The 24,711-nt window shown below is 67.2% G+C and carries 27 protein-coding genes; 5 read left to right on the top strand and 22 right to left on the bottom strand.

The window, feature by feature from the left end:
* Window positions 1–13: 13 nt before the first annotated feature.
* The 10 genes from VM780_RS08575 to VM780_RS08530 all read right to left on the bottom strand — a co-directional run bounded on the left by VM780_RS08575 (window position 14) and on the right by VM780_RS08530 (window position 9,522).
* Window positions 14–979 carry a vWA domain-containing protein gene (locus tag VM780_RS08575; RefSeq protein WP_325446850.1) on the bottom strand — a complete coding sequence of 322 codons (966 nt, stop codon included), beginning with the start codon at window positions 977–979 and terminating at the stop codon, window positions 14–16.
* Window positions 976–1,536 carry a hypothetical protein gene (locus VM780_RS08570; protein WP_325446849.1) on the bottom strand — a complete coding sequence of 187 codons (561 nt, stop codon included), beginning with the start codon at window positions 1,534–1,536 and terminating at the stop codon, window positions 976–978. Before VM780_RS08570 ends, VM780_RS08575 begins: the two co-directional genes overlap by 4 nt.
* Complete coding sequence (locus tag VM780_RS08565; RefSeq protein WP_325446848.1) at window positions 1,533–2,567, bottom strand: vWA domain-containing protein; 1,035 nt, start codon at window positions 2,565–2,567, stop codon at window positions 1,533–1,535. Before VM780_RS08565 ends, VM780_RS08570 begins: the two co-directional genes overlap by 4 nt.
* A complete protein-coding gene (locus VM780_RS08560) occupies window positions 2,564–3,463 on the bottom strand; it encodes a hypothetical protein (protein WP_325446847.1) in 900 nt (299 codons plus the stop codon). Before VM780_RS08560 ends, VM780_RS08565 begins: the two co-directional genes overlap by 4 nt.
* Window positions 3,463–4,338, bottom strand: a complete 876-nt coding sequence (locus VM780_RS08555; protein WP_325446846.1) for a DUF58 domain-containing protein — start codon at window positions 4,336–4,338, stop codon at window positions 3,463–3,465. The genes VM780_RS08560 and VM780_RS08555 overlap by 1 nt, the downstream gene beginning before the upstream one ends.
* Window positions 4,335–5,390 (bottom strand): MoxR family ATPase, encoded by a 1,056-nt coding sequence (locus tag VM780_RS08550; RefSeq protein WP_325447007.1) that lies wholly within the window; start codon window positions 5,388–5,390, stop codon window positions 4,335–4,337. The genes VM780_RS08555 and VM780_RS08550 overlap by 4 nt, the downstream gene beginning before the upstream one ends.
* 220 nt (window positions 5,391–5,610) lie before the next feature.
* Entirely contained in the window at window positions 5,611–5,922 is a 312-nt protein-coding gene (locus VM780_RS08545) for a methanol dehydrogenase (protein ID WP_325446845.1), read from the bottom strand.
* A 97-nt stretch (window positions 5,923–6,019) separates the two neighbouring features.
* Window positions 6,020–6,586 carry a cytochrome c(L), periplasmic gene (gene moxG, locus VM780_RS08540; RefSeq protein WP_325446844.1) on the bottom strand — a complete coding sequence of 189 codons (567 nt, stop codon included), beginning with the start codon at window positions 6,584–6,586 and terminating at the stop codon, window positions 6,020–6,022.
* 43 nt (window positions 6,587–6,629) lie between these two features.
* On the bottom strand, window positions 6,630–7,496 hold the full coding sequence (gene moxJ / locus VM780_RS08535) for a methanol oxidation system protein MoxJ (RefSeq protein ID WP_325446843.1): 867 nt from the start codon (window positions 7,494–7,496) through the stop codon (window positions 6,630–6,632).
* 133 nt (window positions 7,497–7,629) lie between these two features.
* Complete coding sequence (locus VM780_RS08530; RefSeq protein ID WP_325446842.1) at window positions 7,630–9,522, bottom strand: methanol/ethanol family PQQ-dependent dehydrogenase; 1,893 nt, start codon at window positions 9,520–9,522, stop codon at window positions 7,630–7,632.
* Window positions 9,523–9,970: 448 nt separating this feature from the next.
* Between VM780_RS08530 and VM780_RS08525 the strand changes: the two genes are divergently transcribed.
* The 3 genes from VM780_RS08525 to VM780_RS08515 all read left to right on the top strand — a co-directional run bounded on the left by VM780_RS08525 (window position 9,971) and on the right by VM780_RS08515 (window position 11,630).
* A complete protein-coding gene (locus tag VM780_RS08525) occupies window positions 9,971–10,471 on the top strand; it encodes a hypothetical protein (protein ID WP_325446841.1) in 501 nt (166 codons plus the stop codon).
* Window positions 10,472–10,586: 115 nt separating this feature from the next.
* Window positions 10,587–11,216: a response regulator transcription factor gene (locus VM780_RS08520; RefSeq protein WP_325446840.1), complete on the top strand. Its 630-nt coding sequence runs from the start codon at window positions 10,587–10,589 to the stop codon at window positions 11,214–11,216.
* An 84-nt stretch (window positions 11,217–11,300) separates the two neighbouring features.
* Window positions 11,301–11,630: a low affinity iron permease family protein gene (locus VM780_RS08515; RefSeq protein WP_325446839.1), complete on the top strand. Its 330-nt coding sequence runs from the start codon at window positions 11,301–11,303 to the stop codon at window positions 11,628–11,630.
* 44 nt (window positions 11,631–11,674) lie between these two features.
* On the opposite strand, the gene VM780_RS08510 is transcribed toward VM780_RS08515, so the two are convergent.
* A complete protein-coding gene (locus tag VM780_RS08510) occupies window positions 11,675–11,920 on the bottom strand; it encodes a hypothetical protein (RefSeq protein WP_325446838.1) in 246 nt (81 codons plus the stop codon).
* Between the two features lie 185 nt (window positions 11,921–12,105).
* Window positions 12,106–12,747 carry a PAQR family membrane homeostasis protein TrhA gene (trhA, locus tag VM780_RS08505; RefSeq protein WP_325447006.1) on the bottom strand — a complete coding sequence of 214 codons (642 nt, stop codon included), beginning with the start codon at window positions 12,745–12,747 and terminating at the stop codon, window positions 12,106–12,108.
* Between the two features lie 415 nt (window positions 12,748–13,162).
* Here trhA and VM780_RS08500 point away from each other — a divergent pair, with 415 nt between their 5' ends.
* On the top strand, window positions 13,163–13,504 hold the full coding sequence (locus tag VM780_RS08500) for a hypothetical protein (RefSeq protein WP_325446837.1): 342 nt from the start codon (window positions 13,163–13,165) through the stop codon (window positions 13,502–13,504).
* An 88-nt stretch (window positions 13,505–13,592) separates the two neighbouring features.
* Here the strand turns inward: VM780_RS08500 and VM780_RS08495 are convergent, their stop codons facing one another.
* From VM780_RS08495 to VM780_RS08480, 4 genes are read right to left on the bottom strand one after another with little or no spacing between them, the layout of a single operon-like run.
* The gene (locus VM780_RS08495; protein ID WP_325446836.1) at window positions 13,593–13,892 is read right to left on the bottom strand and encodes a hypothetical protein; all 300 of its coding nucleotides are present in this window, start codon (window positions 13,890–13,892) and stop codon (window positions 13,593–13,595) included.
* A 22-nt stretch (window positions 13,893–13,914) separates the two neighbouring features.
* Complete coding sequence (locus tag VM780_RS08490) at window positions 13,915–14,988, bottom strand: potassium channel family protein (RefSeq protein ID WP_325446835.1); 1,074 nt, start codon at window positions 14,986–14,988, stop codon at window positions 13,915–13,917.
* 25 nt (window positions 14,989–15,013) lie between these two features.
* Window positions 15,014–15,601, bottom strand: coding sequence for a hypothetical protein (locus VM780_RS08485; protein WP_325446834.1), 588 nt, complete (start codon window positions 15,599–15,601; stop codon window positions 15,014–15,016).
* Window positions 15,602–15,614: 13 nt separating this feature from the next.
* Window positions 15,615–16,790 (bottom strand): zinc-dependent alcohol dehydrogenase, encoded by a 1,176-nt coding sequence (locus VM780_RS08480; protein ID WP_325446833.1) that lies wholly within the window; start codon window positions 16,788–16,790, stop codon window positions 15,615–15,617.
* Between the two features lie 212 nt (window positions 16,791–17,002).
* Between VM780_RS08480 and VM780_RS08475 the strand changes: the two genes are divergently transcribed.
* Window positions 17,003–18,790, top strand: a complete 1,788-nt coding sequence (locus tag VM780_RS08475; RefSeq protein ID WP_325446832.1) for a PAS domain S-box protein — start codon at window positions 17,003–17,005, stop codon at window positions 18,788–18,790.
* A 138-nt stretch (window positions 18,791–18,928) separates the two neighbouring features.
* Here the strand turns inward: VM780_RS08475 and VM780_RS08470 are convergent, their stop codons facing one another.
* The 6 genes from VM780_RS08470 to ctaD all read right to left on the bottom strand — a co-directional run bounded on the left by VM780_RS08470 (window position 18,929) and on the right by ctaD (window position 24,680).
* Window positions 18,929–19,372: an SRPBCC family protein gene (locus VM780_RS08470; RefSeq protein ID WP_325446831.1), complete on the bottom strand. Its 444-nt coding sequence runs from the start codon at window positions 19,370–19,372 to the stop codon at window positions 18,929–18,931.
* 107 nt (window positions 19,373–19,479) lie between these two features.
* Window positions 19,480–20,622, bottom strand: coding sequence for a DJ-1/PfpI family protein (locus VM780_RS08465; protein WP_325446830.1), 1,143 nt, complete (start codon window positions 20,620–20,622; stop codon window positions 19,480–19,482).
* Between the two features lie 284 nt (window positions 20,623–20,906).
* Complete coding sequence (locus tag VM780_RS08460) at window positions 20,907–21,845, bottom strand: cytochrome c oxidase assembly protein (RefSeq protein ID WP_325446829.1); 939 nt, start codon at window positions 21,843–21,845, stop codon at window positions 20,907–20,909.
* Window positions 21,842–22,132, bottom strand: coding sequence for a hypothetical protein (locus VM780_RS08455; RefSeq protein ID WP_325446828.1), 291 nt, complete (start codon window positions 22,130–22,132; stop codon window positions 21,842–21,844). The genes VM780_RS08460 and VM780_RS08455 overlap by 4 nt, the downstream gene beginning before the upstream one ends.
* Before the next feature lie 41 nt (window positions 22,133–22,173).
* Window positions 22,174–22,779 (bottom strand): cytochrome c oxidase subunit 3, encoded by a 606-nt coding sequence (locus VM780_RS08450; protein ID WP_325446827.1) that lies wholly within the window; start codon window positions 22,777–22,779, stop codon window positions 22,174–22,176.
* Window positions 22,776–24,680: a cytochrome c oxidase subunit I gene (gene ctaD / locus VM780_RS08445; RefSeq protein WP_325447005.1), complete on the bottom strand. Its 1,905-nt coding sequence runs from the start codon at window positions 24,678–24,680 to the stop codon at window positions 22,776–22,778. The genes VM780_RS08450 and ctaD overlap by 4 nt, the downstream gene beginning before the upstream one ends.
* Between the last annotated feature and the right edge of the window lie 31 nt (window positions 24,681–24,711).

Raw genomic sequence — 24,711 nt, 5'->3', positions numbered from 1 at the left:
AAGCATTTCTCCTTCAGGCTGTTCGGGCGCGGCGGCCGGCTATGCGGCGGGCCACGAGCGGAGCGGCGTAGAGCGCGATCAGGGTGGCGAGCGCCAGCCCCGCGGGAATGGCGGCGAGGTCGATCCGGACGGGCTTGGCGGTGGGTCGGGCGTTCGCCGCGATCGCCGCGGCGAGCGCGTCGGGGTCCCCCATACGGGCGTAGCCGAGGCCGGTGAGACGGCCGAGTTCCTTCAGATGCGGCTCGCGCACCGAGGTCAGGTGCTCCTCGCCTGCCGGCATTTCGCCGAACGGCGCGTTGCGCGGGTTGTAGCCTGGACGTGACTCCGCGTCGGCCGGCGGCGGACCGATCCGCGACTCCTGAGGCACGTCCGACATGGCGAGGAATCCGACTTCGCGGCCGAAATCGTCATACTTCGGGATCGGCGCAGGTTGATCGCCCCCAACCCCGACCAGAAGACCACGCACGGCGGCGCCCTCGGCCTCATAGCTAAGGGGGACATCGGCGCGCAGCGGCGGCGCCTCCTGACCGTCGGTGAAGAACAGCAGATCGGCGCCGGTCTCACGCGCCAGCCGAAGTCCCTCGAAAACGCCGGAGGCGACGCGGCTATCGCCCTCCCAGGCCATCCGCCAGGTGACGCCGCTCACCGCGCCGGCGAATGCGGTGAAGTTCTCGCAGACGTCGAGCGGGGCGAGCAGCATGAAAGAACGCCGATCGGTGAAGACTCCAAGCCCCATCTTGGTCCCGCAAGGCAGGCGGGCGGCGGCGGCGGTCAGCCGTTCCTTGACGGCGTCAAGCCGGCTCTGGGGCCGCCCTTCGCGCGCATAATCGCGTGCGTTCATGCTCATCGTGATGTCGATGAAGGCCATGAGGTTATAGACGGGGCGCTCGACCTTCGCCGTTGGCCCCCAAAGAGCTGCGAGAGCGAGCAGAAGCGCGACCGCCAGCGCCCAGAGGCGCAGATCGGGCCGGGGTCTCATGGCAGCCCTCGCGGAAGGCCCGGCAGATCGGTCCAGAGCTTCTTCGGCTGACCCTGGGCTTCCTCGTCGCCGCGCTCGAGCTCGGGGAAGTCCCGCACCAGCCGCATAGCGACGTCGAGATTGTAGCGGGCGTCCCAAAGCTCCGGATCCGCCAGCAGCGCCGACCTGTACGCCGCCTTCGCCAGACGAACCTCGGGGATCGCGGCGTCGATCTTGCTGGCCTCGACCTGCGCGATCGCTCGCCTCAGCCGCGCGTTGCCCAAGTCGTAGTAGAAGCGACCCAGCAGCAGCCGGGCGCCCTGATCGGCGATCGGCTGGGCATAGCCCTGCCCCTCATCGATGCGATCCCGGATGAAGAGGTAGTAGCCGCGGGCGAACAGCACGTCGGCGCTCGCGCCCGGCTGGGGCGTGACGTCCCGGTTGGCCATCAGATCTTGAACGACGCGGCGGTCGTGCAGACGGCCGTAGAGCGCCCATGCGGACCAGGCGACGCCGGCGAGCGCGATGGTCAAAGCGGCCGGAAGCGCCGCGTTGCGGAACCTGTCAAGGAACTTCATCGCGCGGGCTCCGCGACGTCTGGCGCAGATGGCGCCTCCTCAAGGCGACGTTCGAGCAGCTTGGCGGCGAGCAACAGAGCGAGTCCCAGGCTCGCGAGCCCATAACACCAGGAGGCAAGGTCCCGCCGCGGCAGCTTCTGGCGATAGACCGTGGGCCGCTGCTCGAGCCGGTCGATCTCGCGCATCGCGTTCGAGACGTCGCTGGCGCTCCGCGCCTCGGACGCCCGGTAGGGGAGCCCGAGGCTCTTGAGGAAGATGTTGAGGTGTCGCTCGGGATTGGAGAACGGCGAGTCCTCCTCGCCCGGCGCCGGCGCGTCATAGATGCCCTTGGAGCCCTCGGTGCGCAGGAACAGCCAGTAGAGGCTGGCGGGCGAGCTTGCGGCGGCGGCGCGCAGCGCCTCCTGCACGCGCCGATCGATCACCGCCGCCCCATCCGAGACCAGCACGATCGCGCGCGAGCTCTCGCTCGACGACGCGTCAAACATGGAGAAGGCCAGCAGCAGACCGCGTCCGACGTCGGTCTTCGCCAATCCCTCATGGTCGATCGCCGCGATCGCCGCGCGGACCGCCTCGTGCTCGTCGGTCATCGGGACGATCGGCATTGGCGAAGTTGAGAACGCCGCGACCGCCACGCGGTCGGCCGGCCGGCGAGACGCGAAGTCCGTGAGCAGCCGACGCGCCGCCGCTGACTTCGACTCCTCCGCTCCGTCCGGAAGGCGGTTGGCGAAGGTGGAGTCCATGCTGCTCGACCGGTCGATCAGCAGAACCACGTTGGCCCCGACGCCGCGGCGCTCGACGCTCTGCTCACGCAGATGAAGTCCCGCAACACCAAGCGCGAGGCCCGCAAGCGCGATGCAGCCGGCTGCCGCGAGCGCCACGGAGAGCCCCGCCGAAAGCGGATCGTGAGGCGCCAGTTCGTCAGACGGCGTCCCGGAGAGCCGCAAGGGCGAGGCCAAAAGCGGCAGCGCCGCCAGCGGCGCCAGCAGGAGGGCCCACGGGCGGTCGACGCCGAGAATGTCGAGCCAGCTCATGCGCCGCGCTCCGCCCGCGCGAGATCGCGTGCGAAGCGCGACAGCGCGTCCGGCGCCAGGACGTCCGCTCGATCACGTCCGAAGAAGGCGCGGCGCGAAGCGGCGAAGAACGTGCGGATGTCGTCGGCGTGCGAAGTGAAGGCAGGCCGGTCGCGCAGGAACGCTCCGATGTCCTCGCCAAGCATCCGCTTCCCCCAGGCGGCGTCGAAGGCGCGATGAAGTCGCAGCAGCGCTTCGCGCCGTCCTTCCTCGCCGCGCCGGACGAGCCGCGCGACTTCCCGCGCGGCGGCAGCGAACGGCCTCGCGCGCCGCGTGTGGAACGGCGGCCAGGCGCGGCTCCAGGCGAGCGCGACGAGCAGCAGCGCGGCCAGCGTGGCGGCGGCGATCAGCCGGTCCCGTGCGGGTCCGACGGCCGGAATCGCAGGCCGCGCATCGGGCCTCAGGCGCTGGTCGCTGTCGCCAGCCTGGCCCTGAATCGGCCGCAGCGGCGACGTCAGGTAGGTCCACTTGCCCGCCTGGGCCTCTGCCCGACGCGAACCGTCAGAGACCGCAACGGTATAGCCCGGGATGGCCTGCTCGCCTGTCTCGAGCGCCGAATAGAAGGTCTGGTATTCGGTCGTGATGAGGTAGCGCGTTCCGCCGCCCGGCGCGGCCTGCTCCGTCACGTCGATCGAGCGCAGCTCGAGCGAATAGGTGAGCGGCCCCGGCTGCGGCAGCGTCGACCGGTCGAGCCTGAAGGGCGTCTCGACATCCACCGTCGTCGTCAGCTTCAGCACGTCGCCGAGCAGAACGCCGAACGGGCGGGGTCCATCGGTCCGAACGCTCCGGATCTGCGCCGCGGCGGCTCCAGCGGAGACGAACAGGACAAGGAACGCGAGGACGGCAAGGCGGCGCACTAGACGCCTCCGGAAAGCAGGTAATCCGCGAAGGCGTCGGGATCGAACCGGTCCACGAGGTCGAAAGCGGGCCTGCCGTGGCTGAGGAAAATCCGTTCCAGCTCCTCGCGCCGCCGCCGGGCCTTCTCGCGCCACGACTCACGAAGCGCCTTTCGCATCAGCACGAGCCGCCGCCTGCCCGTCTCGAGATCGCGCGTTTCGACCAGTCCGAACCCCGGTAGCCTGCCTTCGACCGTGCTGGAGCGAACCACGACCGGCGCCACGTCATGCCGCCACAGCGCGCCGAGCAGGGCCTCAGTCGTTTCGGTCGGCAGCAGAAAATCCGATACGACGAACACGAGGGATCGGCGGGTCGGGAGATGGTCGAGACTCTCCAACAGTCCCGCGACGCCGCTCCCCTCGCCCGGCTCCCGTCTGAGCGCGCGCCAGATCTCCTCAGGCACGCCGCGCCGCCGCGTCGCCCGGATCGCGAGGTCAGCGCGCGCGCTTGGCCCCGCGGCGATCATCCCGAAGCGGTCCTGCCCGCGCACGGCCGCATGCGCGATCGTCGCGCAGAGCTCCGCGACCGGATCGTCCTCGCCAGCGCGACCGAACCTCATCGATCCGGAGAGATCCAGCAGGACAAAGACGTCGATGCGGGCGCGGTTCTCGAAGCGGCGCACCTTGAGTCCGCCGAGGGGATCGAGCAGCGAGGCGCGCATGTCGATCCGGCGCGCGTCGGGCGCTTCAAGCAGGGACGCATGCCGCAGGAAGGCGCCCGCCCCGCCCGAGCCGACCGCGCGGTGCGCCCCGGCAGTCACGCCTCGCGCGCGGCCGAAGAGCCGGTAGGGCAGATCGCGAGGCGCAGGCGGCGCGGGGGCGCGCGCGAGCGTCACGGCGCAGGAACCCGCTCAAACACCTGGCGGCAGAGGTCCGGCACAATGCGCTCACGGCGGACCTCATAGATCGGGTCCAGGAAGACGCGGTGCGCCATCACCGGTCCGAACACGGCGCGCAGGTCTTCCGGCAGAACCATGTCGCGGCCCTCGAGCCACGCTGTCACCCGGGCCGCGCGCACCAAGGCGCCGACGCCGCGCGGGCTTGCGCCGCCCTGCAGCAGCCGCCCCATGTCGACGCCGGCGATCTCCACGCCCGCAGCCGCCGGCGCGCGCAGCGCGTCCCACAGGGCCAGAACGTAGTTCTCGAGCGTCCGGCTGGCGTGGACCGAGGTCTGGATCGCGCGGCCGACCTCGCCGAGTTGACGATGATCGATCACCCCTTCCGCGACGCCTTCGATCAGTCGGTCCACGTCGTAAAAGCGCGGATCGAAGACGAGCTCGCGCCGGACCTCCGGGTCGGTCGGGGCCTCGACCGGGATCTCCATCAGGAAGCGGTCCCGGGCCGCGGCGGGAAGCTCGAAGGTCTCTTCCTTTTCGACCCGGTTGCGGTCCGCGAACACCTGGAGGTGGGGGAAGAACCACTCCCTGCCGAAAGCCGTGACGCTGCGCTCGGCCATCAGCCGCAGCAGCAGCGAATGGACCTGCGGACGCGCACGATTGATCTCGTTGAAGAAGAACACCGCGAGCTCTTCGCCGTGATGCAGCGCCGGCCCCGGCTCGACCCGCGGTTTGCCGTCATCGTCGACGAAGGCGGTGTAGAGCATGTCGGTCGGCATCAGGTCGACCGTGCCCTCGATGCGCTCGAAGGGGCCGCCGAGCGCCCGCGCGACGGCGCGCAAGATCGTCGTCTTGCCGACGCCGACGTCGCCTTCAAGCAGAACATGCCCGCGCGCGAAAAGAGCGACCGTCAGAAGCCGCACCACCTTGGGCTGCCCGACCACCGCCTTTCCGACCTCGTGCTCGAACGAAATCGCCTTCTCGCGCCACTCGGCCAGCCCGGGCCACGGCTTCTCGCCCTCGCCGGCGCGCAGCTCAGCGGCACTCGACATGCTCATGCGACGCCTCTCGTCTCAAAAGGGCGGCCGCCGCCGCGGATCATCGGAGGATGAACCGGCGTTCGGCGGCCGCCAGGCGCGTGTCGCCATCCCGCGGGACGGTCGGAAGAAGCCCGCCCCGGCGACAACAGAGGCGATCCGAAGCTCGCTCGGATCGCCAGGGATGGAGAGGCGGCCGGCCGCCCGCCTGCCGCGGTCTTCCGGCCGCGGCGGCTCAGTTGGCGCCGATCTTCTTGACGTCGTACTCGAACTTGCCCGTCTTGGCGTAGTTGTCGGCGCGCTTCTGGTTGCGCTCCTCCATCGCCTTGATCGACTCCGACTGCTTGTTCACTTCCTTCGGGTCGTGCTTCGGGTCGTATTTGGAGCCAACGATCTTGTCCTTGGCCGGGTAACCGGGCTTCGGCTCCCAGCACACGCCCGGCTCCTTGCAGTTGGTGCCGTCATAGGCGAGAGCCGGAGCGGCGAGCGCCACCGACGCAAACGCCGCGGCGGCCGCAAAGCCGCAGATGCTCTTGATCTTGGACATGGGCATTCCTCCTTGACGCTTAGCGCTCTGGTTTCGTCACCGGAGCCGGCGGACGCGCCGGCCCCGTCTCCCGCGCCGGCTGCGCGGCGGAGATCCGTCAGTCGATCTTGCATTCCGGCAGCGTGTCGCCCTGCGGCTTTGGCGCATCCTTGCCGTCATAGGTCTTGAAGTTCGCCAGTTGCTTCTCGTTCAACCACTTGGCGTCTTCCTTCGGTCCGGCGTACATGTGCCGGACCCAAGACATCACGAGCAGTATCTCGTCTACATTGACGACGTTGTACATCGGACCCATCTGGCCGCTCGCGCCGCCGAAGATGGTCTCGAACATACCCTTGTCGGTGTTGTTGTCCGGATAAGTCCAATAATTGTCGTTGAGACCTGGGCCAATCTTGCCCTCCGCCACGTGTCCGTGGCAGCCCGAACAGGCGCCGAGGAACAGCTGCTGGCCCTTTGCGAGGCAGTTCGGCTGGTCCAGATAGGGGTTTCGGCCGGTCTCCAGAAACTCCTTGAACGCCGCCACGTCCTTGCCCTCGGGCCCTGCGTCCTCGAGATTCAGCGGCTCGCCTGTGATCGTGTTGTGCAGCTCAATCGCCGCCTTTACGGTCGGGATGGCGGCCATCACTGCCGCCGAAGCCAGCGCGGCGATCCAAATCTTCCTGGTCATCACTATCCAATCGCTTTCGGATTACTGAACCGGCTTCGTCGCATCACGTGTTCTGCTTCAGCAGCGGGACGCCTTCGTCCCTGAGCACCTGATCGATCTGCGGCTGGGCCTTGCTGATCGCGGCGTCGAGCGCGGCGGCAAGGTCCTTGTCGTCCTTCCGCACGCCCATCGCCTGGTCGTAATGCAGGGGAATCCTGGTCCCGTCGGCGAGCGCGAAGTCGTCGTCGATCATCGTGACGTTGAGCGGCTTTGAGGACGCCTTGAGGTAGCGGGCGACGTCCGACGCGAAGGCGATCGCGATGTCGGCCTCTCCGGACGCCACCTCGCTGACGAGTTTGTCGGCCGGGACCTGCGTATACTTGTTGCGCTTGTCTTCGAAGTTCACCAGCGAGAGCTGATACGAGACGGTGCCCTCGTATTTGCCTGCCTGCTTGATCATCAGTTCGCCGGGCGTCTGGAAGCGCACGGCGAACTTGTTGAATTCGGGGTTGCGGATGGCTTCCCAGCTCTTGCCGACTTCGCCCTCGTCGGGCCGCGTGACATAGACATAGCCGGTGCGGAAATACGGCTTGGTCGTCAGCAGCCGCTCGTCGCCCTCGTCGACTCCGAGCACGACGTCACAAAGCTTCTTGTCCAGCCCGTCGCGGACGAGATAGATCGCCGCCTTGTCGAACCAGACGAACTCGGCCCTGCGGCCCATCGCCTCCGCGACCACCATGGCGATCTTGTTCTCGAAGCCCTTCGCGTCCTTCATCGAATAAGGCGCCTCGACGGACGAGGCGCAGACTCGGAGAACGCTTCCGTCCTGAGGGGCGCTCTTCGTCTCAGCCGCCCAGGCGCCAGGCGCCGCGAGGGCCGATGCGCCCGTGACCAGCGCGACGCCGACCGCGCTCCAGTTCTTCGAGGTCATTTCGGCTCTCCCGATCCCGGCGCAACTCTTCTCCGCCAAGGGCGGGGGCGCTCGCGAGACGTCTTCTGTCGGTTGGAGTTCTTGATCCCGCCGGCCTTGGCCGGCGGGATCATCTGTCGGCCGCAGCCTGCGATCAGAGGCTCTTGCCCTTGTACTCGCCGACGTTCGGGTCGTCGTACGGGTTCTTGCCGTTGAGCGAGAACACCATCACGCCGCCGCCCATCTGCGTGTAGTTCTGCAGGTTCTTGAAGGCGCCGACGGCGCCGAGACCCGCGGTCGGGTCGGTGAGGTCGAACACAAGTCCGACGCCGGCCCAGCCGCCCACGCCGTAGTAGATCGCGACGTACTGGGTGCCGTTGCGCTCATACGTCATCGGATGGCCGATCACCCCTGAAGGCAGCCGGAACTTCCAGAGCAGGTCGCCGGTGCGGCTGTCGCGCGCCTTGATGAAGCCGTCGAGCGTGCCGTAGAAGACGAGATTGCCCGCCGTCGCCATGGTGCCGCCCCACACCGAGAAGCGCTCCATCTTCTCCCAGTCGAACTTGCCGGTGATCGCGTCATACGACTTGATCTGGCCAAGCCCTTCGTAGTTCTGACGGTCGCCCTTCGGGCCAGGATACATCCACAGGGTCGCGCCGACGAAGAACTGGCCGGCCCGGTACGGGAGCATGAAGGGCTCCCAGTCCATGCAGATGTGGTTGATGCCGAGGAAGAAGCGCTTCTTCTCAGGATCGTAACTGTCGTGACCCTGGTTGTGGTAGCCCATGGCCGACGGACAGATCTCGGTCGCCTTGTGGTCCATGCGGGTCGCGAATTCAGGATCACGCACGGGCTGGCCGGTCTTCAGGTCGACCTGCTTCACCCAGTTGACCGTGTCGTCGATCTTGTTGGCCGAGATCAGGTCGCCATTGGTCCGGTCGAGCGTGTAGACGATGCCGTTGCGGTCCGGGTGGGTCAGAAGCTTACGCTCCTTGCCGTCCTTGTCCTTCTGCTCCGACAGCATCATCACGTTGACGCCGGCGTAGTCCCACTCGTCATGCGGCGTCTTCTGGTAGCCGAACTTGGCCTCGCCGGTGTCGATGTCGCGGCCCCAGATGGTCATCGTCCACTTGTTGTCGCCCGGACGCATCGTCTCGTTCCACGGCGCCGGGTTGCCCGAGCCGTAGTAGAAGAGGTTCGTCTCCGGGTCGAAGGCGTACCAGCCCCAGTTGGTGCCGCCGCCGATCTTCCAGGCGTCGCCTTCCCAGGTCTTCTTCGTGCCGAGACCGAACTGGCCGTATTGCGGGTTGGCCATGTTGAAGTCTTTGGCGAGCTTGATGTCCTCGTCCGGACCGGTGGCGTAGGCGCGCCACTTCTGCGCCCCCGTCTTGACGTCATAGGCGGTGACGTAGCCGCGCACGCCGAGCTCTGCGCCGGAGGAGCCGACCAGCACCGTGTCCTTGATGACATAGGGCGCGATGGTGAGCGTCGAGCCGACCTTGATGTCGGAGTTCTCCATCTTCCAGAGCTCTTCGCCGGTCTCGGCGTTGAGCGCCACGATGTGGCCGTCGAGCTGCGTCTTCAGGATCTCCGGAGGCGCCTTGCCGTCGCCCGGCCAGTAGGCGAGGCCGCGGTTCACGACGTCGCAGCAGGCGACCGCGCGGGCGGTCGGGGACTGCTTCGGCTTGTGCATCCACAGGATCTTGCCGGGCTCGTCCAGCGACAGCGCGAAGGTGATGTTCGGGAACGGCGTGTGAACGTACATCTTGTCGCCGACCACGAGCGGCGTACCTTCATGGCCGTGCAGCACGCCCGTCGAGAACGACCAAGCCGGCTTCAGATCCTTCACGTTTTCCGTGCTGATCTGCGTCATCGGGCTGTAGTTCTGGGCGCTGTAGGTGCGGCCAGTCATCACCCAGTTCTCGTTGCTCTTCGAGAGCTCGACGAGCTTGTCGTTGGCGCGCGCCGGCAGCGCCGTGGCGGCGAGCCCCAGCGCGGCCGCCGCGGCAAGCGTCGCCGCCGACACGGAAGTTCTCAGACTGGTCATGTGGATCCCCTTGCGTTTCCGGTTCGTGGAAGCGGCGGCGCTGGAGCTTGGCTCTGGCGACGCGCTGAGACGCGATGGTCCGGAGGGCGGTGTGCCGAACCTTTTTATTGATCTGCGCGTCGGCGCTTCTTGCGTTCTGCAGCGCAGGGACTTTTAACGAACAACCGAAAGCTGTCTCCGGGGAGAGTAGAAAAACCAGACGGGAACATTTCCCCATAGCTCTGCCGCGGGGGCGGCGTCGCTGCTGGCATGCCATTCTCATGAAAATCTCATAGATTTTTTAGTTGCTTAGATCGACAAGGCGGCTCCCGTAGCGGCGCCAACGGGAAGCCGGGCAGGGCGGCTGCGCACGCTGGCCACGCCGGTGCTTTTGTAATATCGACAGTGGAATCCAGCGGAGCCTGCGCGGGAAATGTATAAATATAAACTTATTAAGTTGATCTGGAGCTTGGCCGTTTCCATTCCGCTTTTATACGCGGTTGCCGCCTGCGACGACGTCTCGACCGAGAGGACCGAGGGCGTTCAGCCGCTGCGGCGCGCATCCCCGGACGCTGAGGGCGACTGGCTGCAGGTCGGCGACGCGATCTCGCCGTCCGAATGGCTCGCGCGCCGCGAGACCGGCGGCGACTCCGCCGCCCTAGGCGAAGCGGCGCGGCGCATGCAGGCGGTTCTGGCGACAGCCGACCAGCGCTTCTACGAAGGCCGCCGGATGATCGCGAACCGCGCCGTCCAGCTCGAGGAGATGCTCAAGGAGAACGGCGTCCATGAGGATGCGCGCACAATCATCGAGCAGCTCTCCTCCATCGCCCCCGACGGCGAGCACGCCGGCTTCGGCGAAACCGGCCAGCACTACGTCACGGCAAGGCTTCAGGGCGCCTCGCGCGACGACGCGCTTGCGCTGCTAAAACGCAAAGGCCTGCCGGGGCCGTCCGCGGGCGACGAACGATGACCTCGGCTGCGCTGGACGCCACGCGAGCTGGCGTGCGCCGCGATCAGGCGGCCCGATCGCCGACCATGTTTTCCCCGCGGGAAACGACGACGCCACGAAGCCGGAGGGCGGAAGCGTGAGCCGCGCTCTGGTGATCGACGATCATCCGATCGTTCTGCAGGGGTGCCGCAGCATCCTGCTGGAGGCCGGCTTCGCGGAAGTGCTGGAGGCCGCGACCCCGCTTGCGGGCTATCAGCTCTATCGCCGCCGCCGACCCAACCTGATCGTCGTGGATCTCGCGATCCGTGGCGAAGGCCTTGCGGGCCTGTCGTTCATCCGCAGGCTCAGGCGGCACGACGAAGGGACCCCGGTCCTGGTGCTCAGCATGCATGGCGACCCGATCATCGCGCGCCGCGCCCTCAATGTCGGCGCGACCGGCTTTGTGGCGAAAGACGCCGGCCCCAGGACGTTTCTTGAGGCGGTCGAAAAGGTGCGGCGCAACCAGCCTTACATCGGGCACGAGATGGCGGTGCAGGTCGCCCTCCTCGGCTCCCGCAGCCGCAAGGACGAGACTGACCTCACCGCCCGCGAGCTGCAGACCCTCGCGCTCCTCGGCGAAGGCAAGGCCTATGCTCAGATCGCCGACGATCTGGGCGTAAGCTACAAGACGGTCGCCAACACCTGCTCCATCCTGAAAGACAAGCTCAAGGCGACGACGCTGCAGGATCTGGTCCGCATCGCGGTGATGCGACGCGTGCACGGCTGACCGCGGCCTGCAGAGACGGGCTCGGGACCGCGGCGCCACCCTGCACTCCCGGAACCGCCCGGCCGCGCGCGAGGTTTGGTCGGGATGACACAGCTCGCGCTCCGCTCCCGCATCACCCAGCTTGGTTCGCTGACATCCCGCCCGCTGGTGTTCCTGGTCGTGCCGATCTACGGGACGCTCTGGTTCATCTTCGAACGCGAGACCTTTGACTGGCACGGCATAGCGACCCTGGCGACCTGGCTCATGACGCTGTTCATCCAGCGTTCTGAGCATCGAGACACGCAGGCGATCCACGCCAAGCTCGACGAGCTTCTTCACGCCGAGGGCGCGGCCGAGAGCGGGCTGACCCGGATCGACGAGGAAGAGCCAGAGGAGATCGAGCGGAAGCGGGAACAGCATCGAAGCGGCGACTGACGCCTGACGCGGAGTCGCCGACCTGATGCGGAGGCCGCGGCGCGCTAGGCCCGCTGATAGGTTCCCGGCACAAGACCCAGCCGCGCCGCCTGAGCGCGGATTTCGTGGCCGCTGTCCACCACGGAGTTCTCGGCGTCGGGGAAATCCCGGTCAAGCAGCGAAACGGCTTCCTCGGCGGAAGCGGCCAGCGCTATCCAGCGGAAGACGCGTTGCTTGCCGTCCGTGGCTCCTGCCGCATCATCGGCGATCCGGCTCTCGATAAAGAAGCCGTCGTCCGTGTTCAGTCCCATTCCGATTTCTCTCCGCAGGTAAGGGACGCTGTCCCAGAGGCGCTGAGGCCGCAGCGACCTTGCCGCCTCAGCGCTCCCAAAATGGTCTCTCTGGATCAGCCGCCAAGGGTCCACGGGCCTCCTCTGATGCAAGCTGGCGCAAGCGGCGAGGTGGGCGAAGCGGACGTCGGCGTCCCTCACACCGCCTAGGCGGCCGAGATCATCGTCGACCACACAGCGAGATAGTGGATTGAGGCGGCGGCAAGCACGAAGACGTGCCAGATCGCGTTCTGGAACCTTAGCCGCCCCCAGACGTGAAAGATGACGCCGAGAGAATAGGTGAGGCCGCCGCCTGCGATCAGCCACGGGACGCCGGCTGGTAGTTGCGTGATGACCCTGTCGAGCATGAGAACGCCGCTCCAGCCGAGCAGGAGATAGAGCGCGATCGACAGCCGGTCGAAATGGCCCGGCCGCCACATGCGCAGGGCCATGCCCACCGCGGCCGCAGACCACACGCCCGCAAGCGCTCCCCAGGCGCTCATGGTCACCAGAAAGGGCGTGTAGGTTCCCGCGATCAAGAGGTAGATCGCCGATTGATCAAACCGTCTCAGAACCCACTTGGTCGCCGACGGAGGCCAGATGTTGTACGCGGCCGAAGCCGCGAATGAGAGGCAAAGGGCCGCAAGGTAGGCCGCGGTGGCCGCGATCGCGGCGCCGGATGCGGTGCGGACGGCCGCCGCCAGCGCGATCGAGCCGACGGCGACGAACGCCAGGCCCGCGGCATGCACGACGCCGTCCGCCCAAAGCTCCTGGAGCGTGTAACGCCATGGGATTTCGCCCGGCCTCAACCCGGGTCGTTCGGCGTCAGCGACGATAGATCCAGAACGGGCTTCAATGATTGGCAGGACGATCACCACGAGCTTCTGATCACGCGGAGGCTGGGGAACCGACGCCTGCGCGAGCGCACGGACCCTCACAGGGCTCCGCCGCTGCCGGACCGCCAGAGAGCGCAACGGCTATGGGTGAAGGATGCCGCAGAGATCCCCGCCGATGCAAGCAGCCGTGGCCTTGACCGTCTCGCCCCATTCGAAGCCACAGGCATCTCGTGGTGGAGCGGCCTGCATTTGAGCTGCCATCGCAGCCGTCGACGCTGCGGCTGTCCCCGCTCCGCGAGGTACGACGGTGCGGACTTTTCACGCCATGGTTAACCATCCGTTAGCTTCGCGGCCGCATCAGTGGATGCGGAAACCTGGAGGTCCGCTCATGCACGCGAACGCCGACGCCGACATCGAATGCCCGGTGTCGCTTGAACTGCTCGGGCGACTTCACCGTGCAGACCCGTCGCTGATTTCCGAGATGGTCCGGCCATTCTCCGAGGGCCAGCGCGCGCGCCTCGCGCTGTTCTGCTACAGCCGGAGCCACCTGCGGGACGTCGCGATGACGATTGCGGCCTCCTGCGAGGCCGGCAGCCTGGTTCGGCTGGCGGGTACGGTGGGACAGATCATGACCACGCAGAGCGAAGGCGCCGGCGCCTCTTTCGGCAACGATCCGTTCCGGCCAGGAGCGCTGAAGCGCAAGGTCACTCTGGCGACCTCCGCGGCATAAGCTCAGGCGCAGGAGCGCCGCCGAGCTGAGGCCATTCGGCGGGAGCGTAAAGCATCCTGGCCTTGAGATCACTTGCCCCCGGGGCGGCTCAGGCCGACTGGGCCCGCGCGCCGTCTTCCTTCTCGCCACGCGCGACGCTCGCCAGCGCATCGTACGGCAGCGGCCGCTGCAGCGCCTTCGCCTCATCCCGGCTGCTCGCATCCAGACGCCGATATCGCCGGGCGGGTGAGGATCCCCGGCATGGCCTTCGGGTGGACAGGGCCACGACCGCGTCCGGCTCCATCGTGAGCAGGGCGTGGACGTCGCAGGTCACTTCGCCTCGGGCTTCTCCCGAACACAGCCGGTTCGCTCCGAGAAGCTCCAGCTCCCTTGCAGCGGCAATGGTCATTGATCTGCGGAAACTGCGGCTCTCACCCGGGCTGCCGTTCGTCGATCTCGTTCATCGTGTAGCCGAGCGTCGGCGCGATATGGCGGGTGAGCGGCTCCCACTCGCGCCGCGCGGCGAGGTAGCGCTCCATGCCTGCCGTCTGGACCGCGACGCCGGAGCGCGCCAGCGTGTCGATCGCTGCGACGTAGCTCTGTGTATGTCGCCGCGCCTCCGCCGCAGCGTCGTCGCCATGGTCGCTGGCCGACGGGAAGTCCCTGTCGAGCGTCTGGAGCAGGAGGAGCGCGCCCTGGCGCAACGATGTTGCGGACGCGGAGCTGATGAGAGTTCCATATCGCTGACGATCGAGCGCAGTCTCGAGGAGCGTGGTTAGATCCAGAACGACGAAACTGAACCGCGACACTGCGTAGTACGGCTCCTCGAACCGAAAATAGAACAGCAGTGGATAGAAATGGTGCGCTTCCTTGGTGGCGGCGAGCGACCGCGCAAGGTTGCCCAGCTCGCTGACGGCGTGGCTGCTATCGCCCTCCGGCAGCAGCCGAGCCAGCATTCTGGCCGCGTCGCCGGTGCCGTCAGTCATGAGATGTATCGAAAGCGCCAACGCGTTGCGCTCCCGGAGCGCGGTATAGACCTGAACCAGGTAGCTCAGCACCAGCGACAGCACCGAGGCGCCGATCAGCGAGTTGATCAGAAAAAGGACGCGGGTTCCGGCCGTATGCGGTGAGTAGTCACCGCTGCCGACGATGGACAGGCTATTGCCGGCGACCATCAGCGCGGTGACGAAGTCGGTCGACGCGTCGCCACTGCTTGGCCGAATTGCGGCGCCCAGTTCGGGGCCGATGATGAGCGCGGCCCCGATCGTCAGTCCCAGCGCCCAAAGGCCGATCAGCGAGACGACGATGGTCGGACCGGCGAGCGACAGAACGGTCCCACGCCGCCCACCGAACAGCTTGGCGGCGCCGTAGAGCAAGGCCCAGACTGCCCGACTCCAGTAGGGGGCGAGCAGTCCGGCGCCCGCTCGTGCGTAGAGCACGGTCAGGAAGATGTCGGCGAGGAACAACAGCATCAGCGCAGCCCCGATGATCTGTCCCAGCGTCATGGGCGGGGCCTCGTCTTTCGCTGATTCAGGTCGCAGCAGCCGGGAGCGCGGCAGCGACTGTCCCCTCCGCCCGATAGTCCGGCGGCGTCTTGAAATCCTTGCGGGCGAGGCCGCGGGAGGCTTGCGCCCCCCGCGGGAGCCCGGTGCGCCCGGAATAGTCGCGGCGGCTGCCCGATCCGCGGTGGTGCGCAGCCTTGACGCCCGCATACGCCGCAAGGTCGAGTAGGGTCACGCCCAGCACCAGGGCGGTCGCGAGCGCGGCGTTGCTCCGCTTGGGGTTATGGCGATGCAGCGCCGTCGACAGCGTGAGCAGGTCGAGCACGTCGCCGCCGATCCGCGCCGCCAATCCGGGGGCCTTGTCCACGGACAGCGTGGGGACGGCGCTCGCCAGCTCGCGCGCGCCAAAGGCTCGGATCAACCCTTCCTTGTCCTCGAGCCCGAGGGCGCGGGCGATGCGTCCCGCCGCCACGAGCTCGACGACGCCGAGCCCGACAGAGAACCAGCCGAGAGCCCGCGCAAGCCGGTCGGCGTCGGTCAGAGAACTCGGCCCCTTGTATATGACGCGCGGGTCTCCCTCGGAGCGAGCGATCCCGGTGAGTTTGGTGAGCAGCATGGGAGCGCCTCCTTCAGGGCTGGAGCATGACCTTGATGCAGCCATCCGCCTTGTCGCGGAACTTGGCGTACATCTCGGGGCCTTGGGAAAGATCGGCCTTGTGGGTGATCACGAACGAAGGGTCGATCTGCCCATCCTCGATCCGGCGAAGCAGGTCGCCTGTCCAGCGCGGGACGTGCGCCTGCGCCATACGGAAGGTCAGGCCTTTGTTCATCGCCTGACCCATCGGGAGCTTGTCGATCAGACCGAGATAGACGCCGATGATCGATATGACGCCAGCCGGGCGGCAGACGTAGATCATCTCGCGGAGGACATGCGGTCGATCGTTCTCCATCATCAGCATCTGCTTGGCGCGGTCGAACAGCGTGTCGGGCTGACCGACGCCGACGTGGCTCTCGGCGCCGACCGCGTCGATGCACTTGTGCGGCCCTTTGCCTCCGGTCAGCTCATTGAGCCGTTCGACGACGCTTTCTTCATCGAAGTTGATCGTGATGGCCCCCGCCGCCGCGGCCATCGAGAGCCGCTCGGGGAGATGATCGATCGCGATGACCTGCTCTGCGCCGAGCAGGACGGCGGACCGGATCGTCATTTGTCCGACCGGTCCACAGCCCCAGACCGCGACGGTATCGCCTGGCTGAATGTCCGCCTGAACCGCTGCCTGCCAGCCCGTCGGGAGGATGTCAGACAGGAAAAGGAGCTTTTCGTCGCTGATGCCGTCCGGCACCTTGATATGCGTCGTGTCGGCGAACGGCACCCGCAGATATTCGGCTTGGCCGCCCGGGTATCCGCCAGTCAGATGCGTGTAGCCGAACAGGCCTGCGGTCGCGTGGCCGAAGGCCTTGTCGCCTAGCTTCTTCTTGCGATTTGTGCGTTCACAGACCGAGAAATTGCCCCGCCGACACTGGTCGCATTCTCCGCACTGGATGGTGAAGGGGATGACGACGCGGTCGCCCTTCTTGAGCTTGCTCTTTGCCGCACTGCCTACTTCGACGACTTCGCCCATCGTCTCGTGGCCCATGATATCGCCGGGCAACATCGCGGGAACGAGGTTGTGGAAGAGGTGAAGATCGGAGCCGCAGATTGCGCAACTCGTCACCTTGATGACTGCGTCTCGCGGATCCTCGATCGCGGGATCGGACACCGTATCGCAACGGATGTCCTCTTTGCCGTGCCAGACGAGGGCTTTCATGCCGGGTCTCCTCGGTCGTGATCCCTGCATAAGCTCCGCACGGCGAACTGCGTTCGCTCGGGCGATCCCTAGGGAACTTCCCTGTGGGCGAGCACTTCTACCTTTGTGGCATCACGTAAGGAGAACGGGCGATGCCGAGCAGGCGATCATCAGCGGCCGCGCCGGATCGAGGCGGTGCGCCGGCCGCCGCTGACGCCAACCGCGCGGGACGTGTGCGCTTCCTTGAGGCGATCTTCTCGTCGATCCCGATTTTTGTGTACGCCCTCGATCAGGAGCGACGTTTCGCCTACGCCAATCCTGCAATGCTAAGGTTGTTCGGGCTGTCGCCGGACGAGATCCTCGGAAAAACCTTCGGCGACCTGAATTATCCGCCAGAGTCGGTCAGCCTTCTCGACAGTCATATCGACCTTGTCCTGGCGCACGGCGTGACCGTGGAAGATGAGGTCTTCTTCCGCAGTCCGGCGGGCAAGACCGCTTATTTCGCGTATCTCCTAGGTCCGGTCCGCGGCGAGAACGGTTCGGTGGAGATGGTGGTGGGCGTCTCGCACGACGCCAGCGAGCGCAGCGCGTCCAAGGAAGCATTGCGGAAGAGCGAAGCGCGCCTGCGCGCCGCGACCGAGCTCGTCGGGCTCGGCGTCTACTCGTGGAATCCGGCCACTGGCGCCTTCGACTGGGACGAGCGGCTTCGCGCCATGTGGGGACTGCCCGTCGACGCGCTGGTTGACATGGACGTCTACGAGGCGGGCATCCATCCGGACGACCTTGCCCGAGTTCGAGACGCCATCGCGACCTGCACCGATCCGGCCGGCGACGGACGTTACGACATCGAATTTCGGGTGCTCGGACGCGACGACGGCGTCATGCGCGACATCGCGACGGCGGGACGCACGACCTTCGCGCAAGGCCACGCGGTGGGCTTCATCGGCGCCGCGATCGATATGACCGTGCGGCGCGCCGCTGAGGCGGCTATCCGGGCGAGCGAGGCCCAGTTTCGCGACTTCGCCGCCTATAGCCGGAACCTGATCTGGATCGGGGATCCAGTCGCGAACACCATCATCTATCGGAGCGCCGCCTACGAGCGGATCTGGGGCTTGCCCGGTGGCGAGGGCCCCACCGATCTTGCCGAGTGGATAAAGGACGTTCACCCCGATGACCGCCCGCAGGTCGAACACGCTCTAGGCGCCGTCCGGACCGGGGAGGTCGCCCGGTTCGAGTATCGGATCATCCGGCCGGCCGACGGCGCCGTCCGGTGGCTCCGTGACACCAGCTTTCCAATCCTTGACGGCCAAGGCGCCGTGGCGCGGATCGGCGGCATCACCGAGGACCTGACCCAGGAAGATGTCCGCCAAGTCTATATCGTCAGCTCAAGCCCGGCCGAGGCCCGCCGGCTGGAGAGCCTCGTTCGGACACTCGGCTACCAGGCCCGGACATTCGAGACCGCTTCGGCCTTCCTGACCATCGCCCCATCGCTCGCGCCGGGCTGCGTCCTGGTGGACCTTCGCAAGGAAAGGGACGAGGGACTCGCGATACCGCGCGAGCTCAAGGCTCGGTCAGCGCCGCTGCCGACGATCGCGCTCGACGCGGCGGCGCCTGGCGCCGCGGCGGCTGTCGCCGCGATGAAGGCCGGCGCGGTCGACTACGTGATCGTGAAAGACGAAGCGTCCGTCCGAGCGACGCTCGCCGACGCCTTGGCGGAGTGTCACGGCGGGGTGCGGCCGACCTGCGACGAAAACGTAAGCGCCCGCCTCGCCAGGTTGACGACACGGGAGCGCGAGGTGCTCCTCGGACTTGTGAACGGAGGGACCAACAAGATCATCGGCCAGAAGCTCGGCATCAGCCCTCGCACCGTCGAGATGCACCGCGCCCAGGTCATGAACCGCCTCAACGCAGGCAGCCTGTCCGAACTGCTCCAGACGGCGCTGGCGGCCGGCCTTACTCCTACGGCCGACGCCCACGTTCCGCGAGGCACAACGTCGAAAGGGGCCGCTCGCCAGCTCTAGGGCCGTCGCTGAGCTGAGATCAGAGCTGAATGCGTGACGAGGATCCTGGCTGGGGTCATTCGGCAGCCTCAGCGGGTTCTTCGCCGAGCCAAGCCAAGCGGTCATCAACCTTAGGACTTCAGCTCCGCTCGGTCCTGACTACTGGTTGATCTCAGGTTCAACCAGCTTCGCAAGCTTGCGCAGGGACTCCTGCCAGCCGAGATAGCAGGCCTCTGGGGGAATCACGTCCGGAATCCCCTGCTGTTCGATGCTGATTTCGGTTCCGACCGATACTGCTCTCAGCGAGACCGTGATGGTCATCTCTCCGGGGAGGTTCGGATCGTCGAACCTGTCCGTGTAGACGAGCCGCTCGCCGGGGACCAACTCCTGATACGTCCCACCAAAGGAGTGGCTGTCGCCCGTCGTGAAGTTGCGGAACGACATGCGGTGCTCTCCGCCGATCCTCGCCTCCAGCTTGTGCACCGTGCAGGTGAACCCGTTCGGGGGCAGCCAGCCTGCGATTGCATCGGGCTCGACGAACGCCCGGTAGACTTTCTCGGGTTTGGTGGCGAGGACGCGGTGCAAAGTGACGGTGCTCGGCAAGGTCTTATTCCTTCTCCCTGAATGACGGCAGCCCCTAGGACGAGCGGGAGCTGCGCCGCCCGACAAGGAGAACCCTCTTTTTTGCCCGAAGAGCGCGAAGCGCGCCGTCACTCCGCTTCGGAGCGCGGATATTCCAGCTGCATCGCGACCACATTGGCCGTCGGGTCGCCATACCGCGCCTTGATCGCCGCCAGCGTTCGATCAAGGACTTCAGCGGGCGGCCCGGCTGCGGAGGCGCGGCGCTCCTGAGGCCAATCTGCGCTCGTCACATCAGGAATGATTTGAACGCCGTTCCGGCTGCCCACAGCGCCCCCTGATCCGGCGTATGTCACGCCTCGTGAGCGGTACGTGCGTGACCAGGCGTCGGCCACGAGGGCGACCGAGACTTCGTCGAAGCCCTCCTCAAGTCGAACGCCGAGCCGTTCGCGGCTCCAGAAGGCGAGTCGGTTCGCCAGCACGGTCGCGGCGAAGGGGCGGGTCAGTTGGAATGCATCGCTCCTGTGCCGCGCATCCCAAGTCGCAAGTCCCAGATCAGCCGCTACCGCATTCGCCCTGGCGCGCCCGGCGATCGCCTCGATCAAGGTCAGCATCATCGGCATGGAAGCCGTGATGCCTGTCGTGGTCGCAACGGCGCCGTCCGCCACCATGCGACGATCCGCGACGTATTCGATCGTGGGGTCGCGCTTGAGCATCTCCCGGCGATAATACCAGTGCGTCGTCGCGCGTTTCCCCCGGAGCAGGCCAGCCGACGCGAGCACCTTGGCTCCGGCGCAGACCCCAATGATTCTGGCGCCCTTCTTCGCCTGAGCGATGAGCCAACCGAGCGCTGCCGGATCATCGTCACGGCTCATCGCCGGGACGATGACGTAGTCCGCTCCCTCCGGGTGCGCCCTGTCGAACTCGGCCAGCGTGGCGTCCGCCACAACCCGCAGCGCGGGGAAGAGCTGCACCGGCCCCTCTCCGGTCGCGAGCATCACCACGTCCGCAACGTCGGCGCGCCGTAAAATGCCGGTCGGCATCAGATAGTCGGTGGTTTCGGTCGCGTCATTGATCCCGACCACGGCGACCAGCGGACGCCTGGGTGTTCGCGGCTTGAGGGAAGCCAGGATTGCGTCCGCCTCGGCCTGAGGCGCTGGCGGCGCATCTGCTGTGCTGGTCGCCGCCGGCAGGCTGAGCATCCATCCGCCCAAGCCGGCGAGCGTCAGAGCTATCAGCGCGGTCCCACCACAGACCAGATACAGCGCCCGCATGATGCTCGCTCCCGCCGGGGACGCAGCTAGAGGGCAGTTTTGGTCAGCGGATGGGGAAGCGCAACCTTCACGGGCCGACTGGGTCGAGGGAGGAAGCGCAGCCTGACATCCGGCTTCAGACGCGCGAGCTTGGGAACATGCCGTCGAGCGCGCGCTTTCGCCGGGGGAGTCGGACGCCTGCGGGCGCACCCTTCTCCGTTTCCTCCCACCTCGCGGGCGCCTCGGGCGCCCGCTTTTTTGCGGAACACAGCACATCCAGCCCCCGCGGCGGCGCCGCGGTCGGCTCACATGGCTTCGCCGGCCTGTTGCGACTTCCTAGGTGAAGCGGGGCGTAAAATCTCTTGAATCGGGCTCTCTGAAATCGACGCCGCCGGTCGCGCTGCGGTTTCGGCGAGCCAGACCCCGAACAGCGCGACCGCCCCGGCCGCATAGATGCTGCAGCCGACCACCCACATCATGACGCCGCCGAGCTGCTGATCCTCGAGCGGCGACAGTCCATAGGCCGCGCTTCCCGCGTCGACGAACCAGGGCTTGCCGGACATCGCGAGCAACGCCCCGAGCGCGCCGGCGTGGAGCGACGTCACCGTAAGGTGCAGGGCCGCGACGCCGCGCGCGGTCGGGTTTGGAGCTCGCCGCGGCAGCAGGGCCGACCAGAACAGCAGCGCGCTTCCGAAGAAGCTGACATGCTGCAGGGCATGAACCGGCGCGCCCTCAAGAGCGGCGCGAAACAGAACCGGGATGTGCCAAAGCCAGAGCGCCAATCCGTGCAACACCGTCGCGACCGCCGGCCGCCGCAGCGCCTCCAGCGTCTGAGCAACGCGCTTCAGCGCGCGCGCCGAGCCGCGCGCAGCCGCCGGAACGCCAAGAGTGAGGGCCGGACCGGGGCGCGACAGAATGATCAGCGGCGCGGCGACGACCATCAGCAGTTCGTGCTCGATCATGTGAGCCGTGAAGCTCGCCAGCGCGAGCGCCGGCAACGGGCCGATCAGCGCCGCGATCATGGTTTGCATCCCGGCCGCGAACAGAGCGCAGCGCCGCAGGATCGCCGGCCGGGCCCGGCGCGCGCGCCGCATCAGACGGATGAAGCCGGCCAGGCCGAGCAACAGCGAGGCCGCGACCAGAAAAGCCGCGGTCGTTTCCCAGGAGGACGCGTCCGGCGCTCCCCCATGAGCCCAAGCGGGGCATGGCGCGAGCAACAACGTCGAGAGGGCGACGCGCCTCACCTTTCGCAGGCCGAGTGGACGAGGTCGGCGGCGCCCTGCAGCACGATGGCGAGCCCGAACAGAAGCGCAGCGGCGATCCCGAGATGCGCCACGAAGCGAGCGGAGCGGGTCGGCTGCGCGGCGTCTGGCGCTCGAGAGGCGCGCAATGACAGCCCCCCGCCAGCGAGCGCCGCCGCAAGGGCGATGGCGTGGATCGCCAGCGGCAGCAGGGACGAGCCGCTCCCACAGGCGAGCGGCGTCGCCGCATAGGACGAGAGCTGCGCCGCGCCCCAGGCGACCGGACCCATTACCAGTCCTCCTCCCGGCCAGCGGAGCTGACGGGGGCCGGTCATGCGCCGAGCCTCGGGGCCCAGTAGATCAGGGCGTAGAGCGGCAGCCAGGCGGCCACCACGAAGTTCCAGTAGAAGCAGTTGTCGGTGACGTCGCTGAAGCGCCTGCCGTGGCCATGGCGGGTGAACATCAGCGCCGCGAGCACCAGCGTATCGCCGAGGTCCGTCACCAGATGGGTCGCGTGCAGGCCGAGCAGAACCCAGACCGTGGAGCCGTAGGCGTCCTGGTTCCATTTGACGTTGAGCGCGCCGAACTCGAACACGCGCAGCACGAGCGCGATCACGCCGGCTAAGGACATGATCACCATACCGAGCCGGACCCTGCGCAGATCCTCGGCGTGCGCTGCGCGGTTCAGCCAGGCGTTCGGGATCAGGCTCGCGAGCAGCGTGACCGTGGTCAGGGCGCCCCAGATCAGGTCTGGCGGCGGACTGCTGATCGGCCAGCTTTGATTGAGGAAGCCAAGAAACAGATAGCCGCCGGCGGCGAGCGCGAAGCCCGTCCCCTCTATGGCGCAGAAGGCGAGCGTGCCCCACCAGGTCACGCTCTTCGGCCCATGCGCCCAATCCGGCAGCTTCGAAACGTCGACGTTTCCGGCGGGCGTCACTGCTCATCCTCCTTGTCGCCCTTCGGCCAGAACCAGGCGATCAGCGCGACCGCGACGGGCGGAGCGCCCCAGACCACCGCCCAGGGCGTGAAGATCGAGCCCGTCAGCAAGATGGTGGTCACGACGGCGGCGACGAACGGCCAGATGGACTCATCCGGCGACGGCTCCCGCGTCTCCGGCACGGCGTCGGCGATCGAGGTGATCAGCACCTCGCGCATGTCCGTCCTGTGACCGGTGACGGCCGGCGGCCGACCGGCGCTCGCCCACAGCGGCTCGCGTCCCTGAACGACCGGCGGCCACAGGAAATTGTAGGGCGGCGGCGGCGACGAGGTCGCCCATTCGAGGCCGTCCGCATCCCAGGGGTTCGGCCCGGCCTGCTCGCCGGAGCGCAGGCTGACGACGACGTTCCAGGCCATCAGCGCGAAGCTTCCCGCGAACAGAAAGGCGCCGCAGCTCGAAAGCAGGTTGAGCGGCCCCCAGCCGAGTTCCGCCGGATATGTGTAGATGCGCCGCGTCATGCCCTGCAGGCCCAGCAGGTGCATCGGGAAGAAGGCGACGTTGAAGCCGATGAAGGCGGTCCAGAAGTGCCACCGGCCGATGCGCTCGGAGAGCATCCGGCCGGTCACCTTGGGGAACCAGTAATAGACCGCAGCGAGCAGCGGGAATACGGCGCCGCCGATCAGCACGTAATGGAAATGGGCGACCACGAAGTAGGTGTCGTGAACCTGCAGGTCGAGCGGCACGGAGGCCACCATGACGCCGGTCAGGCCGCCCATCACGAACAGGATGATGAAGCCGAGCACGAACAGGAACGGCGTCCGGAACACCGGCCGCCCGAGCCAGATCGTGGCGATCCAACAGAAGATCTGGATCCCGCTCGGGATCGCGATCGCCATCGAGGAGGCGGTGAAGAAGCTTTCGCCGAGCCGGGGCAGGCCGGTCGCGAACATGTGGTGGACCCAGAGGCCGAACGCCAAAATCGCGATCGACACCAGCGAGAGGACGATCGCGGTGTGCCCGAACATCGGACGTCGCGCGAACACCGGCACGATCGCCGAGACGAAGCCGGTCGCGGGCACGAAGATGATGTAGACTTCCGGGTGGCCAAACCACCAGAACAGGTGCTGCCAGAGCAGCGCATCGCCGCCAGCCGCGGGGTTGAAGAACTGTGTTCCGACCAGCCGGTCGAGGATCAGGTAGGTCGAGGCCAGCATCACGCCCGGCATGGCGAAGACTGTCATGAAGGACGTGACGAGCTGCGCCCAGGCGAACAGCGGCACGCGGTCGAGCGACATGCCCGGAGCGCGTTGCTTGAAGATGGTGACGATGGTCGAGACCGAGATCGCGAGCGCGCTGAGCTCGGTGAATGTCACCGTCTGGGCCCAGAGATCGGCGCGCTTGGTCGGCGAATAGTTCAGGCTGGCCAGTGGCACATAGGAAAACCATCCGACATCGGCCCCCAGGTTCAGCGCGAAGCCGCCCCACAGCAGCACGCCGCCCGCGACCAGCATCCACTGCGCGAAGGCGACCAGCCGCGGAAAGGCGATGGCGCGCGCGCCGACGACCAGCGGCACGAGCAGCACGGCCGCAGCCTCCATGACCGGCACGGCGAACAGGAACATCATGGTGGTGCCATGCATCGTGAAGAGCTGGTTGTAGAAATCGGCTCCGACGATGTTCTGGGAGGGGCCGGCGAGTTGCAGGCGCATCACCAGCGCCGCGCAGCCGCCGAGCAGCAGAAAGCTGAAGGCGATCAGGACCAGCCGGAGGCCGATGACCTTGTGGTCGACCGTGGAAAGCGCCCCGATCAGGCCGGGCCTTCGCGCCCACGTCCGGCCCAGGGCGAGCGCAAGCGCGGCGTCGCCGGGGCCTCCGTCGTCCGGCTCCTTCGACAGCGACAGGCGCCGCCACTCCTCCCTGCGCTCGACGCGT

Origin of the sequence: Hansschlegelia sp. (genome assembly GCF_035538955.1) — a bacterium.
In the GTDB taxonomy this organism is placed as follows: Bacteria; Pseudomonadota; Alphaproteobacteria; order Rhizobiales; family Methylopilaceae; genus Methylopila.
This window is presented reverse-complemented; position numbering and strand designations above follow the sequence as displayed.